Genomic DNA, 14,706 nt, shown 5'->3' on the forward strand with positions numbered 1-14,706 from the left:
CCGGGCTCGAATCACCCCGAGGCACAGCGGGAGGGCCGACCATCAGTGGTCGTCGGCCGGGAGGACATGGCCGTGATCCTCGTGATCGATCGGGGAATGCGTGTGTTCCGACTCGCCGAATGAGGAGAGGAACATCAGGCCGAGGCCGAGCAGGAACGCGACGGAGAGCTTCGTCCGGTCGTGGGAATGGAAATGCAGCTCCGGGAGCAGATCGCTCAGGGCAATGCAGAGAAACGTCCCGGCGGAGAAGGCCAGGGCCGACGCGGTCACGATCCCCGATCGAGGCGCATCGAGCAGCAAAACACCGATCAGGAACAGGGCCACACCGATCGGGATCATCAGCGAGAAGCCGAAGTTCACCAGGTGGGCCTTCGCCGGGGTCGTCCGGGCTCGGAGCATCAGGCTGATCACCGTCAGCGCATCGGCGGGCTTGTGGACGATCGTCGCGAGCAAGACCCCCCAGCTCGCGGCGCCGAAGGTACTTTTCGTCTCGAAGTCGGCCACGACCGCGCTGGCCAGCGCCACTCCCCCGATCAGGCTATGCACGGCCAGACCGATTGCCGCCGCCGCCCAGTTCAGGGTCGGCGATTCGACCCGGCCGCGGTTGGCCTGATGGTGATGCCCGTGGTCGTGCCCGTGATCGTGGGGCTCGGCCGGGTTGGGGGCCTCGTGCTGGTGGAAGGAGAAGAAGCGTTCGAGCAGGAACAACGCCGTGAGCCCGGCGGCGGCCCATCGAAGCGTACCGGCCGAGCCCAGGGCGACGGCCTCGGGCATCATGTGAAAGAACGCCGCGCCCAGCATGGTCCCGGCGGCGAAGCTGAGGTAAAGCTGAAGTCGCGTGTGGGTGAGCGTCGTGATGAGCGGGAGCAAGCCGCCAAGCAGACTGACAGCGACGATCGCGAGGCAGGAGAGGGCCAGAGCCAGCGTCATGCGACGGCCCTCCCGGGGCCGGTCAAAGGGCGAGAACGTCCGAGGACGGCTCAGAGCGTCACGTCGAAGGGGCGAGCGAAAGGGTCCCAGGGCGTGTGAACCATCGCGATCCGCGCCCGAACCGCTCCGCTTCGCGAACGGGGCAGCGAGGGGACCCTTGCCCTCTCTGAGGGAGCGAGGGATAATCGAGTTCCAGTCGATTTGGGCCGGGATGCGTCGGGTCCGAAGCTCCTGAGGGGCATCGCAATCGAATCGATCCGAATCCGATCCGCGAGGAGCGGCCGATGAAGAAGCTCCACGACGAGACGATCCAGGTTCGGCTCGCAACCGTTCCGGGGTGGGAGCATGTGGGCGACATGCTCGTTCGCACCTGGCAGTTTGCCTCAGACCGACGCGGGCTTGAGTTCGTCAATCAGGCCTGGGCCGTGGCCGATCGGCTGAAACATTATCCGGAAATCGTGCTCAGTTATCGGACCGTACGGATCGAGGTCAATAGCCGAGACGCGGGCGGGCTGACCGATCGGGACTTTCAACTCGCCACCGAGCTGAACGCCCTGCCGGACGATCGCTGAGCACGATTTCGGGCGATGACGGCGGCTGCGGGAGGCCAGGTTTCCCCGGCCTTAGTCCTGGCCGCTGCCCGGTCGCTTCGGTCCCGACTGGCCGACGGCCAGGTCGCGGTGCCGGGTCTTGGGCAGGCCATAAACCGGTTGATCGTGATCCCAACGGCCGTCTTCCTGGAGGATGGCCAGTCGCTCGGCACGGGTTTGCACGTTACGCTGACGGGAAAGGCCGCTGGCCTTCTTCAAACTTTTGTCCATCGACATCGGAACAACTCCCAACCCCCTTCCTCCCGAGGTCGGGGGGGACGATTTTTGGTTCTTAGGCGCCTTCGGTCCGGGCTGGAACGAGGCATCATAACACCCCCGACCGGCCCACTGCAAGCCGACGAGCCGCACCGATGTCCGACGCAGATCGCATCGACGCCCTGCTGGCCCAGACCCTCGACGACCATCGCCTTTCCCGGGGCGAACGCCAGACGATCCAAAAACTCCTCGACGAGCAGGATGCCGACACCGCCACCGAGGCGTTCTGGAGGAGCAGGGCATTCGCCCTGGCCCGCCGGGCCCTGGACGACGGCGGAGGTCCGGAAATCCTCGACTGGCTCGAGGGGGTCGAGAAATTGCTGGCGCACCGCACCTCGTCCGGTCGCGAGGCCCCGGAGAAGGGGGCGGCCTATTTCATGCCGGGCGACTCCGGCCCTCGGGCCATCGCCGGCCTGTTCAACCGCGCCCGGCATTCCGTCGATGTCTGCGTCTTCACGATCACCGATGACCGGATCGCTTCGGCCATGCTCGCCGCCCACCGACGAGGGGTTGCCCTCCGGGTCATCAGCGACGACGAGAAGGCACACGACACCGGGTCGGACATCCGAGAACTCAGGCGAGCGGGGATCAGGCTGCACACCGACCGCGACCCGAATCACATGCACCACAAGTTCGCCGTCTTCGACCGTGCCACCTTGCTGACCGGCAGTTACAACTGGACCCGAGGGGCGGCCGAGTACAACTTCGAGAATTTCATCATCACCAGCGAGGCCGGGCTCGTCACCTCATTTCTGCGGGAGTTCGAACGGCTCTGGGGCCTGCTCGGAGAATCGAAGTGATTCGAGACGGCAACTCGGTCGGTACGATGCCCCTTCGGATTCGTGATTCCGTGGTCGACGACGATATCGGGACGAATGGCGTCGAATCAAAAGGGGTTCTGCCGGGAGGCAGGACGTTCGACGCGATCCGTTGCGGACAGGGTCGACGAAGACCGAACCGAACATTTAGGATCATTCCGATCGGCACACCTCCTTGGCGCTGATTCTTTGCCCCATTCCGGGAGCGTTCTGAGACCATGAGCCGTATCGTCCCCTTCCTCTGCCGAGCATCGGCTCTGGCCGCACCGATGGTCCTCTGCCTGGCGTCTGCCGGCTGCGAACGTGCCGAGCCCTCGGTCGTGGAGGCGGGGCCCCCTCCCGTCTCGGTCAGTCGCCCCCTGGTCCGCCCGGTGGTCGACTACGATCGGTACACGGGCCGGACCCGGGCAGTCTCGACCGTGGAGATCAGGGCTCGCGTGCAGGGTTATCTCAAGGAAATCCGCTTCGAGGCGGGGGAGCTGGTCGAAGCGGGCCAGGTCCTGTTCGTGATCGATCCGCGCGAGTATCACGATGCCGTTGAGCTGGCCGAGGCCCGGGTCGAGCAGGCCAAGGCACGCGCCCGACTGAACGCGGTGGAGCGGGATCGTTACCGAACACTCGCCCAGCGGGACGTGGGGAGCCGCCAGGATTTCGACCGCGCCGCGGCCGCATACGACGTGGCCGTGGCCGAGGCCAAGGGGGCCGAGGCGGAGCTCGATCGGGCCCGGCTCGACATGAGCTTCACCGAGGTCACCTCGCCCATCTCCGGGCAGGCGGGGGCTCACATGGTTGATGTCGGCAACCTGATCACCGTCGGGAAGACGGACGACAATTTGCTGACGACGGTCGTCTCGGTCGACCCCATGTTCGTCGACTTCGACGTGGATGAGCGGGCCTTGCTCCGCTATCGGAAGGACGCCTCGGAACGCCGGGGAGAGGAACTCGATGCCACCCGCATCCGAGAAGCCATGATCCCGATCGAGATGGGCCTGGCCGTCGAACCCGGCTACCCGCACGTCGGCATCCTCGACTTCGCCGACAACCGGATCGACCCGAACACCGGCACCCTGCGAGCACGGGGGGTGTTCCCCAACCCGGACCGCCTGCTCTCTCCGGGGCTGTTCGCGAGGGTCCGCATCCCTCTGGGCAAGCCCGAGGATCAGCTCCTCATCACCGAGACGGCACTTGGCTCCGACCAGGGGATTCGCTTCGCCTATGTGGTGGACGACGAGAACCGCGTCGAGCGGCGGCTGATCGATGTCGGCCCGGTCTTCAGCGGGATGGTGGTCGTGACCGAGGGGCTCACGGCCGAGGACCGCGTGATCGTCGGCGGCATCCAGCGGGTCCGCGAGGGGATCGCCGTCGAACCCCGAGACGTCGCCATGCCGATGCCCCCCGGCACGGAGGAGGCGCTCGCGGTGGTTTCCGAGGCCTCGGGCGAAGTCGAGGGTCTCGATCTCCCGGCCATCGGCATTACGGAGGCTGCCGGCATGGAGGAACTTGAATCCCCCGCGGCGTCCGACGCCCCGAGTCCCGGGGACGCTCCCTCGCCCGGCTCGACTCCCGATCCCGACGCTCCTTGAGGATTGCCGCCCGATGTTCACCGAGTTCTTCATCAAGCGGCCCATCGCCGCGGCGGTCATCTCGATCCTGACAGTCCTGTTCGGTGGGGTTGCGTTGATCGGGCTGCCGATCGCGCAGTATCCGGAGATCACCCCACCGACGGTCTCGGTCGCGGCGAGTTTTCCGGGGGCCAATGCACAGACGGTGGCCGACACGGTCGCTTCGGAGATCGAGAAGGAGGTCAACGGCGTGGAGGACATGCTCTACATGTCGTCGACCTCGACCTCCGACGGGCAGTACCTGCTGAACGTCACGTTCGAGGTCGGCACCGACCTGGACACCGCCCAGGTCTTGACGCAGAACCGCGTCAGCACGGCCGAGGCGAAGCTGCCCGAGGAGGTCAAGCGGATCGGCGTGACGACCAAGAAGAAGTCGCCGTCGATCACCCTCTGCGTCAACCTGATCTCCCCCGACGCCCGCTACGACCAGCTCTACCTGAGCAACTTCGCCTCGCTCCAGATCCGGGACGAGTTGGCCCGGCTTCCGGGGGTCGGCGACGTGTCCTTCCTCGGCGAGCGGGAATACAGCATGCGGGTCTGGCTCGACCCGGACCGCCTCGCGTCGCTCGACCTGACGGCCTCCGACGTGGCCAACGCCATCCGAGAGCAGAACGTCCAGGTCGCCGCCGGCCGCCTCGGCCAGCAGCCCGCCCCGGCCGATGTCGGCTTCCAGTACACCCTCAGCACCCAGGGGCGACTGCTCGAGGCCGACGAGTTCGAGCAGATTATCGTCAAGACCGGCGACGACGGCCGCGTGACCCGCCTGCGGGACGTGGCCCGGATCGAGCTGGGGGCTCGCAGCTACGACGTGAACACCTATCTCGATGGCTCCCCGACCATCACCCTGGCGGTGTTCCAGCTTCCCGGCTCGAACGCCGTGGCCACGGCGCAGGGGATCTACGACCGAATGGCCGAACTCCAGGACTCCATTTTCCCCCCCGGCCTGGAATATCGGATCGTCTACGACACGACTCAGTTCATCGAGGAGTCGATCACCAGCGTCGTTCACACGCTCTTCGAAGCCTTTGCGTTGGTCTTCCTGGTCGTCCTGATCTTCTTGCAGAACTGGAGGGCGACGATCATCCCCATGGTGGCCGTGCCGGTCTCGCTGATCGGCACGTTCATCTTCATGGCCTTGTTCGGGTTTTCGCTCAACAACCTGTCGCTGTTCGGGCTGGTCCTGGCCATCGGGATCGTGGTGGACGATGCGATCGTCGTGGTCGAGAACGTCGAGCGGAACCTGGCCCTCGGGCTGAAACCGAGAGAGGCGACGTCGCGAGCGATGCGCGAGGTGATCGGGCCGATCGTCGCCACGACGTTCGTCATGCTGGCGGTCTTCGTGCCGGTGGCCTTCATCAGCGGCATCTCGGGGCGGTTCTACCAGCAGTTCGCACTGACGATCGCGGTCTCGACCGTCATTTCGTCGATCAACTCGCTGACGCTCAGCCCGGCGCTGTGCGCCATCCTGCTCAAGTCTCACGACCACGGCCCGGACACCGAGCGGTCATGGGCCTTGCCCCGCCTCGCCTATGTCATCGCATTCGCCTTCCTGGCCGATGTGATGTTCGGGTCGAGGATTGCTTCGACGATGGGCCTGGAGGAGTCTCGGGAGTGGATCGCCCGAAGTCTCGCGGCGCTGGCCGGAGCCGTGGCGGGGTGGTTCCTCGGCATCGCGATCGATCGCCTGCTGGCGCTGTTATTCGCCGGATTCAACCGGGTGTTCGACGTCGCGACGACGATCTACGGCCGCATGGTCTCGGGCCTGATCCGGGCGTCGGCAATCGTCCTGATCGCCTACGTCGGCCTGCTCGGATTGACCTTCGCCGGGTTCCGGGCCGTGCCGGTCGGCTTCATCCCGTCGCAGGACAAGGGGTATCTCGTCGTCAACGCGCAGCTCCCCGATGCCAGTTCGCTCGAGCGGACCGAGGCGGTCATCCGGCGGTTGTCGGAGACCGCCCGTGACATCCCCGGCGTGGCCCACACCATCGACATGGTCGGCTACTCGGCCCTGAACAGCACGAACGCCTCGAATATCGGCTCGATGTTCGTGGTGCTCGAACCGTTCGAGGAGCGGGCCGGTCGAGAAGAGCTGAGTGCCGATGCGGTCTTGCGTCGCTTCGCCCTGGAATCGCGCGAGGAACAGGACGCGATCGTCAGCGTCTTCGGCGCCCCTCCGGTCGATGGGCTGGGGAGCGTCGGCGGGTTCAAGCTGATGGTGCAGGACCGGGCGGACCTGGGCCCGGATCTGCTCCAGGGGTCGGTCGCCAACCTGATCGACACCGGGACGGCGCAACCGACGATCGGTGGGCTTTTCTCCAGCTATCGCGCCGATGTCCCGCAGTATTTCATCGACATCGACCGCGACATGGCCCGGTCGATGGGCGTGCCGCTCAACAGCATCTTCGAGACGCTCCAAATTCAACTCGGGTCGCTTTACGTGAATCAGTTCACGAGATTCGGCCGCAATTGGCAGGTCAACATCCAGGCCGACTCCCCTTATCGCCTTCGCCCCGACCAGATCGCCCAGCTGAAGACCCGAGGGGCCGAGGGCCGGATGGTCCCTCTGGGGGCGGTGGCATCGGTCAGGGAGATCGGCGCCCCGACGATTATCGAGCGATACAATCTGTTCCCGTCCGCGTCCGTCGTGGGGGCCCCGGCGCCGGGGACCAGTTCCGGCCAGGTGGTTTCCCTGATGGAACGGATCGCCGTCGACGAACTGCCCCGAGGCATGAGCACGGAATGGACCGAGTTGACCTTGCTCCAGAAGCTCGAAGGCAACACGGCGCTCTTCGTCTTCCCCTTCTGCGTGCTCTGCGTGTTCCTGGTCCTGGCCTTCCAGTACGAGAGCTGGAGCCTGCCGCTGTCGATCATCCTCATCGTGCCCATGTGCCTGCTCTGCGCGATTGCGGGCATCATGCTCCGGGGGATGGACAACAACATCTTCACGCAGATTGGTTTCGTCGTCCTCGTCGCGCTGGCGTGCAAGAATGCCATCTTGATCGTCGAATTCGCCCGGGAGAAGGAGCAGGAAGGCCACCCGAGACGCGAGGCGGCCGTGCTGGCCTCGGTCCTCCGGCTGAGGCCGATCCTGATGACCTCGTTCGCGTTCATCCTGGGGGTCGTCCCCCTGGTCAGGGCCGAGGGGGCGGGGGCGGAAATGAGGCAGGCGCTGGGCACGGCGGTCTTCTCCGGGATGCTCGGAGTGACTGCCTTCGGGGTCCTGCTGACCCCGGTCTTCTATGTGGTGATCCGCTCGATCACGGTCGGTCGAGTTGCCGGGATGGCCGGCACTGCAAGCCCTCCCCTGGAGCCGTCAGCGTCGAATTCGTCCGCGACGACCGGTTAGAATCACTGCGCCCCGTTCCGGCACGCCCGGCGTGATTCAAGATCGTTCTCTCGGGATTCGGGCTGCAGGAGCACAGTTCAAGGCCAAACATCGGTCTGGCCAGGCTGGCGATCCTGCCCCCGAACGATGGACTGAGGATTCTTCATCATGCGAGTTCTGTCCCCGATTCGAACAGCGGCGGTGATCGTCGCGGCCCTGCTCCCTGGGACCTCGGCCGACTCGGCCGAAGACCCCGACCCGGCCGTCTCTCCCCGGGCCGCGGAGGTCCATGCCAGGGCCATCCTGCTCGACGGCCACAACGACCTGCCCTGGAGGCTCCGGGGGGATGGTGACGTGGCCTTCGACCGGCTCGACATCGGACGGCGGCTCGACTCGGGGCACACCGATATTCCTCGGTTGCGCGAGGGGGGGGTCGATGCACAGTTCTGGTCGGTCTACATCCCGAGCGACCAGCCGAATCCGTCGCAGACGGTCCTCCAGCAGATCGACATCGTCTACCGGATGATCGAACGCTACCCAGACGCGTTCGAGCTCGCCCGGACGGCGGACGATGTGGAGCGGATCGTCGCCTCGGGCCGGATCGCCTCGTTGCTCGGGATCGAGGGTGGAGTGGCGATCGAGGAGGACCTTTCCCTCCTCCGCAACTTCGCTCGACTGGGGGTGCGGTACATGACTCTCACGCACAACTCCAGCCTCTCCTGGGCCGACGCGGCCACCGACGAGCCGAGGAGCGGTGGCCTCTCGGAGTTCGGTGAGCGGGTCGTCCGGGAGATGAACCGGCTGGGAATGCTCGTCGATCTCTCGCATGTTTCCGAGGCGACGATGGAGGATTGTCTCCGCGTCTCCGCCGCGCCGGTCATCGCCAGCCACTCCAGCGCCTACGCGATCGCGCCCCACCCCCGGAACGTCCCCGATGCGATCCTGCGTCGGATGCCCGAGAATGGGGGCGTGATCATGGTCAACTTCTACCCGAGCTTCCTGGTCCCGAACGCCTCGGAACGGCTGGCCGAGGCTCGATCGCGGTTCCGGAATGAGTTCCCGGATGACGACGCCGCCTATCGGAACGCGTTGCGTGACTGGATCGACGAGCACGAAGTCGAGCTGCGTGGTGATGTGGCCCTCGTCGCCGACCACATCGACCACATCGCCACGATTGCCGGCATCGATCACGTGGGAATCGGCGGCGACTACGACGGCATCAACCGCGTGCCGGTCGGCCTGGAAGACGTGTCGAGCTACCCGAGACTGACCGAGGAACTCCTGCGGCGGGGATATTCCTCCGACGACGTCGTCAAGATCCTCGGGGGCAATGCCCTCCGTGCCCTCCGAGAGGCGGAAGTGGTGGCCAGGAGGCTTCAAGCCGAAACCGAGCCCGATGTGCAGCAGCCCGGACAGCCGCAGCAAGCCCATTGATCGGGTACGCCGCGGCTGGGCGGCGGCCATGCGGCTCCGCACGACGAGAGGCCCTCGATCGCTTCTCCGGCCGCCGATTCCGGTGGCTGGCGAACGGATCGAGGGCGTTCTGTTTGATTCAGAGCGTCTTGAGGTACTCGATCACGGCCCGGCGTTCGTCGGGGCGAAGCGCGTCGCCGAAGGTGTGCCCCTGATTCCCGAGACCGTAGCGACCGGTATCGAAGATGGAGCGGTCCTTCTCTCGATTCGCCGCTTCGGGAGAGACGGGATCGAGGATTTCAACACGCCAGCCGACCCGATCGGTGTCGTAGTGCTCGAAATCGGTCGAGGGGGGCCGTCGGAAGCGATCGGGACGGGAGGAGGAGTCGAGCACCTGCTCCAGGGTAGGCACCGATCCGTTGTGCAAGTAAGGCGCGGTGGCCCAGATACCTTCGAGCGGGGGCGCCTGATAGCCCGTCATCACCTCATCGACGGGATACTCCTCGGCAAACCAGGTGGAATTGTAGTGTGAGACCAAGAGGTCGGAGGGGGCCAGGGCCCGGGCCGGATCGGTGCCGATCCGATCGAGTTCGACGATCAGATTCGGGTACGACGGCTCGTCGCCGTACGAGCCGTGACATTTCGCGCATTGATTCTCGAAGATTGCCCGGCCGCTGGCAGCCAGGTTCGCATCAATCTCGAAGGGATAAGACGGCGCATCGATGCTGTTGAGATAGGCGAGGATGTCAGCGAACGCAGGCTCGAGTTCCTCGAACTGCTCTCGGTTTTTCTCGCCGAGCATGAATTGCATGTTCGACCGGACGGATCGGGCATCGGTGCGGCCGTCGTAGTAGCTCGTGTCCTTGTACTTGAGATTCCACCAGGCGGGCACGTCGGTCTCGGGGAACTTCGAACCATGGAGGATCGGGAACAGCCGCCGCGAGAGGTCGGGCTTGCGCAGGCTGATCAGGACAGCGGCCATCTGCCCGGCATTGACCGCCCCCCGGACGGTGTTGACCGTGAAGCCCGTGAAGAAGATCGGACGCCCGTCTGCCTGAAAGAAGTCCTGGTACAGGCCGATCATGTCCAGTTGCGAGTTCCCCAGGCCGACGAAGCTCTGCCCGCCGATGGACCCGCCGTGGCAAACCAGACAATCGACCTGGAGCCCTTGACGTCCGGTGCCCGGATCGGTCGATCGTTTCAGGCCCATCGGCAGGCCATCGTTGGGGAAGGGGGCCGGGTGCAAGCCGTACCGCCGGTTGAAGGCGAGGGCGTACGCTTCGGGGTCGGCGTCGGGATCAGGAGCCTCGCCTCCCCAGAGCTCGGCGACGTTCTCGTAGATTTCGAGACTCCACTCGGGCTTCAAGAAGCTTCGAGACGTCAACGCCTCTCGGCCCCGATCGACCGCCGCGGGCTCGACCACACCGGTCCCTGCCAGGGCGACATCAAGGGCAACGGCGGCAATCACGCATGACAACATGCCGATTCTGGTCATGATCCGGAGATTCACGAGGAGCGTCCTTCTCTCTGGCCGAGCGGGATTTTTGTTCTATAACCGTTTTATAGACGTCCCCGAGGCACCGGAAATGGGTGTTGGGCCCGAGAGGATTCCTCGAAGTTGCCTCGATTGAGCGATTGTTGTACAATCGGTCCACCCTACCGCTCGGGACACAGAAGCGATCAAACCTGCAGCATCGCTTCTGCCGATGGTAATGGGGTCCTGCAAACTCGACCGAGTCATCGGCATCATCCTTGCACGATTGACTCGGGTCCCTTGATTCTCCCCCCTTGAGGCGGTCAACATCGGGATGATTTGCTCGACCCTTGTTCGGTGTCGAAGCCGATCCGAACACCCTCCTGATCGCCTGCCTTCCCTCAGCCCCGAGGCCACTCGGGCTGACGACGACATGCCTTCCCGCCTCCCTCCTGCCTTTGAATGAGGAACGATCCCATGAAAACCCGAACGTCGAAGCGAGGACTCTCCTGGCTCGCCGCAACGCTGGTCATGGCCGGCGTGGCCGCCAGTGCGGCCGTCCTGCTCCCCTCGGCCTCGTGGTCGAGCGACGCTCGGGCGATCCCGGAAGGGATTACCCGGGTTCCCGTGCTTCGCCAGGACCTGTCCGTGACCGTGGTCGCGAACGGCGAACTGAACAGCTCGGAAAACACCCTGATCGAATGCGAGCTGGAGCGATTCAGCGAGCGGAACGCCGGGGGGAGCCGCATTTCCACCAGCGGCCGCTCCGTCCTCACCGAGGTCGTTCCCGAAGGGTCGGTCGTGAAGAAGGGGGATGTCCTGTGCCGGATCGACGGATCGGAGTACGAGGAGTTGATCCGCCAGAAGGAGATCGAGGTCCAGAAGTCCGCCGCGGAGTTGCAGCAAGTCGAACTGGATCTGGAAACCGCCCAGATCTCGCTGACCGAGTACGTCGATGGGCTTCGGGTTCAAGAAATCCAGGATTATGAGGGCCAGGTCAAGCTGGCCGAAGCCCAGTTCAAGCGCCAGCAAGACCGGCTCGCCTGGTCGGAGAAGATGCTGCCGCTCGGTTACATCTCTCAATCGCGGCACGAGCAAGAGAAGCAGCTCTTCCTGAGCGACCAGATCGCTCTGGATCGGGTCCGGATCGCCTATGCGAATTATCTGAAATACACCGTCCCGAAAATGACGCAGACGCTGGAGACCGAGATCGATCGCCGGCTCTCGACCGCGGTCTACTACCGTCGGCGACACGAGCGGCAGCTGGAACGGCTCGCGCAGTACAAGGAGCAACTCGAGAATTGCACCATCCGAGCCCCTCACGACGGGTATGTGATCTACGCGACCGATGACGATCGAGTCGAGCCGTTGGCCGCCGGCGTGGAGGTTCACCGGAACATGGACCTCTTCCTCCTGCCGAATCTCGATGCGATGCAGGTCGAGGTCACGCTGAACGAAACGATCGTCGAGCGGGTCCGCAAGGACATGCCGGCTTCGGTCCGGGTCACGGCGTTCCCGGACGTGCTGCTGCCGGGCCGGGTCATCAAGGTTGAACGGCTCCCCGTCACCACGCGATTGAGCCGCATCAAGGACGACGTGAAGGATTACAAGGCCATCATCGAGGTCGCGTCGATGCCCGGCATCATGCCCAAGATGGAGGCCGAGGTGGAGATCGAGACCGATCGCCGGGCCGATGCCCTGGTCGTGCCGGCCGAGGCGCTTGCCTTCGACAAGGGAAGTTCGTTCTGCTACGTCGCCAGCCCCGGAGGCCTCGAACGCCGGTCGGTCGAGGTGCGGCCGGGCACGATCGACATGCTTCAGATCATGGGCGGGCTGGACGAAGGGGAAGAGGTGGTGCTCCACCCGACCCGGTATGACCTGGAGGAGCTGATGATCGAAGCACCGGCGTCCGAACCGCTGGTCACATCTGACCCGATTGACCTCGGCGAGTCGCACGCGGCCCTCGGATCTGCAGTTCTGTACTGATCGGCATCATCCGCCGGGTTTCCGGGTCGAACCGACTCATGATCGTTTGGCCCGGAAACCGATGGGAAGGATCGAGCCGCGGCGCGTGCCGGAACGGGTCGGCGCCCGCACTGCCGCCGCGACGATCCGACGCCGGCCGTCCCTCGATCTCCGGGTCCCTCTCGATGCCCTCAAAACGTGCCGCCTCGCGGAACTCCGCATCTGCCGCCTCCGTGTCGTCGGCTCAGGGCGCCTCGTCTCCCCTGCTCAGTGCGACCCTGGTCTTGCTCGCGATCGGCTATGGCCTGATGTTGCTGGTCGATCGCCACGAGCTTTCCTGGCCGCCTCGCGAATTGATCGCCAGCCTCTCGACCCTTGCCGGCTGTCTGGCGATGGTCGGTCCCTTCCTCTTGTGGCGGAGAGGCACGGAAGACGGAACCATCGGCGAGTTGACCTGGATCGCGGGTGGCGTGCTCCTCTGGGTGTTCGACCTCACGGCGCTGGTCCAGGGGAACGTCCGGGAACTCGACTGGGCAGCCCCGATCGGGCCTGAAATCCTCGGGCCGGTGGCCCTTTCCGTGATGATCGGAGGCTGGCGGACCGGCCGGATCGCCTGGAGTTGGACCTGGACGAGCGTGACAGGGTGGGCGCTCGGCTCGATCTGGATCTGCATCTGGATTCTGTCGATGCTCCCGCAGCGAACCAATCCGTTCGATCTGTCGTAACAGCCACGGATAGGCTGCGGAGCCTCCCAAGGCCTCGCTCCCGGTCCTTGACGCCGTGCTGATTCGCCGATTAGCCTGGTCATGGACGCTCAGGTTCGCATGTACCGCACGCGAGCCGCGCAATCAGTACTCAAATTGGTCTTCCGGCCCGCCCCCGCACTCGGCCCGCCCTTCGGGCAGGCGATCGCATTCGCAGGAGCCCTCGACGTGGCCACCGAACCGCAAGCCGCTTCTTCGACGGCCCCATCGTGGACCGATTCCCCCATCGAGAATGAGTTGCCCACCTACCGGGCAATCAGCAGTTGGGCTGTTGCCAGCCTGGTGCTCGGCATGATTTCGCTGGTCAGCTTCGCCAGCCTGACCTTCGTGGCGGCATCCGTGGCTGCCATCGCCTGCGGCGCAGCCGCCCAACGCTCCATCCGACGCTACCCCGATCTCGTCACCGGGACCGGGCTCGCAAACCTCGGGATTACGTTGGGCCTGGTCTCCGGGCTCGCCGCCCCGACGCTTTCGACGGTGCAGCACTCGATCATCGGTCGGCAGGCCCGCGAGTACTCCACCCAACTCGTCGAAGCCCTGGAATCCAAGGGGATGGCCGATGCCTACTGGTTGGGCCAGCATCCCCAGGTTCGCGCTCAGATGACCCCGCAGGGGTTGATGACCGATGTCGAGAACACTCCTGAACAGGAGATGGCTGGGCCCGACACGCGATTATCAATGCTTCGAGCCATCAGCCAGCGCCTGGCGAGTGGCGATCAACACATCCATTTCGACGATATTGAAGGCAGAGGCTTCTCGGGAATCACACCCTTCGCCTACGTTCGAGTCATGCTCGACGGCCCGGAAACCGAAGACTTCCCGGCCGTCCAGTACGCCTTGTTCCGTGTCGAAGGGACGGATTACGAGGGCCAGCGTCAATGGTACGTCAAGGACGTGGTGTTCCCGTACGAGTCCGGTTCCCAGGCGAGTGTTGTGGAGTCGGCGCACGGACACGAACATTAATTGACATTCGACCCGACGGTCGCGATCGGCGATTGTCCTGAAGGATGTCCTGCTGAGATTCCGATCGGTCGCGGGCCGCCCTCTGATCCAGGGCGGCCCGATTGCGATTAATCGCCGTAAGTTGCGTGACAGCGAGGGGTTTCCCAGAGCGTGACCTCGACCACCGGCAACCCGGCTTCCTTCGCCTTGTCGTAAATCAGCCGGGCGATGTTCTCGGCCGTGGGGTTGTCGTCCATGGTGAAAAATCGCTCGCCCCGCTCCTGGAGGACGGGAACGATGGGATCCTCGCGATGCAAGAGCATCGTATGGTCCAGATGATCGTCGATCCAGCGCTGGACATGCTGCTTGATGTCGCTGAAGTCCACGAGCATGCCCCGATGGTCGAGTTCCTCCGACTCCAGCAGGATCACGGCCTTCCCGTTGTGACCGTGCAAATGGCGGCACTTGCCCTCGTAGTTGAGCAGGCGGTGTCCGTAGCAGAAGTCGATTTCTCGGGCGACGCGATACATGAAATTTCTCCCTCCCTTGATGGGGGGATTCTAGGCTGAAGATCCTCCGATCGGCAA

Annotated in this window: 12 protein-coding genes; 8 read left to right on the plus strand and 4 right to left on the minus strand. The window is 64.8% G+C overall.

Annotated elements, in window-relative coordinates; translation table 11 throughout:
* Positions 1-42: 42 nt before the first annotated feature.
* Positions 43-930 (minus strand): ZIP family metal transporter, encoded by an 888-nt coding sequence (locus AB1L88_RS14145; RefSeq protein ID WP_367097318.1) that lies wholly within the window; start codon positions 928-930, stop codon positions 43-45.
* 284 nt (positions 931-1,214) lie between these two features.
* Here AB1L88_RS14145 and AB1L88_RS14150 point away from each other — a divergent pair, with 284 nt between their 5' ends.
* On the plus strand, positions 1,215-1,502 hold the full coding sequence (locus AB1L88_RS14150; RefSeq protein ID WP_367097319.1) for a 4a-hydroxytetrahydrobiopterin dehydratase: 288 nt from the start codon (positions 1,215-1,217) through the stop codon (positions 1,500-1,502).
* 51 nt (positions 1,503-1,553) lie between these two features.
* Here AB1L88_RS14150 and AB1L88_RS14155 read toward each other — a convergent pair whose 3' ends face one another.
* Entirely contained in the window at positions 1,554-1,757 is a 204-nt protein-coding gene (locus AB1L88_RS14155) for a small basic protein (protein ID WP_367097320.1), read from the minus strand.
* Between the two features lie 134 nt (positions 1,758-1,891).
* Here AB1L88_RS14155 and AB1L88_RS14160 point away from each other — a divergent pair, with 134 nt between their 5' ends.
* The 4 genes from AB1L88_RS14160 to AB1L88_RS14175 all read left to right on the plus strand — a co-directional run bounded on the left by AB1L88_RS14160 (position 1,892) and on the right by AB1L88_RS14175 (position 8,995).
* Entirely contained in the window at positions 1,892-2,596 is a 705-nt protein-coding gene (locus AB1L88_RS14160) for a phospholipase D-like domain-containing protein (protein ID WP_367097321.1), read from the plus strand.
* A 236-nt stretch (positions 2,597-2,832) separates the two neighbouring features.
* On the plus strand, positions 2,833-4,197 hold the full coding sequence (locus tag AB1L88_RS14165) for an efflux RND transporter periplasmic adaptor subunit (RefSeq protein ID WP_367097322.1): 1,365 nt from the start codon (positions 2,833-2,835) through the stop codon (positions 4,195-4,197).
* 13 nt (positions 4,198-4,210) lie between these two features.
* Positions 4,211-7,582: a multidrug efflux RND transporter permease subunit gene (locus AB1L88_RS14170; protein WP_367097323.1), complete on the plus strand. Its 3,372-nt coding sequence runs from the start codon at positions 4,211-4,213 to the stop codon at positions 7,580-7,582.
* Positions 7,583-7,729: 147 nt separating this feature from the next.
* Positions 7,730-8,995 carry a dipeptidase gene (locus AB1L88_RS14175; protein ID WP_367097324.1) on the plus strand — a complete coding sequence of 422 codons (1,266 nt, stop codon included), beginning with the start codon at positions 7,730-7,732 and terminating at the stop codon, positions 8,993-8,995.
* 118 nt (positions 8,996-9,113) lie between these two features.
* Here AB1L88_RS14175 and AB1L88_RS14180 read toward each other — a convergent pair whose 3' ends face one another.
* On the minus strand, positions 9,114-10,484 hold the full coding sequence (locus AB1L88_RS14180; protein WP_367097325.1) for a hypothetical protein: 1,371 nt from the start codon (positions 10,482-10,484) through the stop codon (positions 9,114-9,116).
* 441 nt (positions 10,485-10,925) lie between these two features.
* Here AB1L88_RS14180 and AB1L88_RS14185 point away from each other — a divergent pair, with 441 nt between their 5' ends.
* From AB1L88_RS14185 to AB1L88_RS14195, 3 genes are all read left to right on the plus strand, one after another.
* The gene (locus AB1L88_RS14185; RefSeq protein ID WP_367097326.1) at positions 10,926-12,434 is read left to right on the plus strand and encodes an efflux RND transporter periplasmic adaptor subunit; all 1,509 of its coding nucleotides are present in this window, start codon (positions 10,926-10,928) and stop codon (positions 12,432-12,434) included.
* 164 nt (positions 12,435-12,598) lie between these two features.
* Entirely contained in the window at positions 12,599-13,138 is a 540-nt protein-coding gene (locus AB1L88_RS14190; protein ID WP_367097327.1) for a hypothetical protein, read from the plus strand.
* A gap of 207 nt (positions 13,139-13,345) precedes the next feature.
* Entirely contained in the window at positions 13,346-14,140 is a 795-nt protein-coding gene (locus AB1L88_RS14195) for a DUF4190 domain-containing protein (RefSeq protein WP_367097328.1), read from the plus strand.
* 107 nt (positions 14,141-14,247) lie between these two features.
* Here the strand turns inward: AB1L88_RS14195 and AB1L88_RS14200 are convergent, their stop codons facing one another.
* Positions 14,248-14,649: a 6-carboxytetrahydropterin synthase gene (locus AB1L88_RS14200; protein ID WP_367097329.1), complete on the minus strand. Its 402-nt coding sequence runs from the start codon at positions 14,647-14,649 to the stop codon at positions 14,248-14,250.
* Positions 14,650-14,706 lie beyond the last annotated feature (57 nt).

It is taken from the genome of Tautonia sp. JC769, assembly GCF_040717455.1.
In the GTDB taxonomy this organism is placed as follows: domain Bacteria; phylum Planctomycetota; class Planctomycetia; order Isosphaerales; family Isosphaeraceae; genus Tautonia.

Excerpts from the sequence above, each read along its gene's own strand:
- AB1L88_RS14145 (WP_367097318.1), bottom strand. The coding sequence starts at position 930 with ATGACGCTGGCTCTGGCCCTCTCCTGCCTCGCGATCGTCGCTGTCAGT.
- AB1L88_RS14150 (WP_367097319.1), top strand. The coding sequence starts at position 1,215 with ATGAAGAAGCTCCACGACGAGACGATCCAGGTTCGGCTCGCAACCGTT.
- AB1L88_RS14155 (WP_367097320.1), bottom strand. The coding sequence starts at position 1,757 with ATGTCGATGGACAAAAGTTTGAAGAAGGCCAGCGGCCTTTCCCGTCAG.
- AB1L88_RS14160 (WP_367097321.1), top strand. The coding sequence starts at position 1,892 with ATGTCCGACGCAGATCGCATCGACGCCCTGCTGGCCCAGACCCTCGAC.
- AB1L88_RS14165 (WP_367097322.1), top strand. The coding sequence starts at position 2,833 with ATGAGCCGTATCGTCCCCTTCCTCTGCCGAGCATCGGCTCTGGCCGCA.
- AB1L88_RS14170 (WP_367097323.1), top strand. The coding sequence starts at position 4,211 with ATGTTCACCGAGTTCTTCATCAAGCGGCCCATCGCCGCGGCGGTCATC.
- AB1L88_RS14175 (WP_367097324.1), top strand. The coding sequence starts at position 7,730 with ATGCGAGTTCTGTCCCCGATTCGAACAGCGGCGGTGATCGTCGCGGCC.
- AB1L88_RS14185 (WP_367097326.1), top strand. The coding sequence starts at position 10,926 with ATGAAAACCCGAACGTCGAAGCGAGGACTCTCCTGGCTCGCCGCAACG.
- AB1L88_RS14190 (WP_367097327.1), top strand. The coding sequence starts at position 12,599 with ATGCCCTCAAAACGTGCCGCCTCGCGGAACTCCGCATCTGCCGCCTCC.
- AB1L88_RS14200 (WP_367097329.1), bottom strand. The coding sequence starts at position 14,649 with ATGTATCGCGTCGCCCGAGAAATCGACTTCTGCTACGGACACCGCCTG.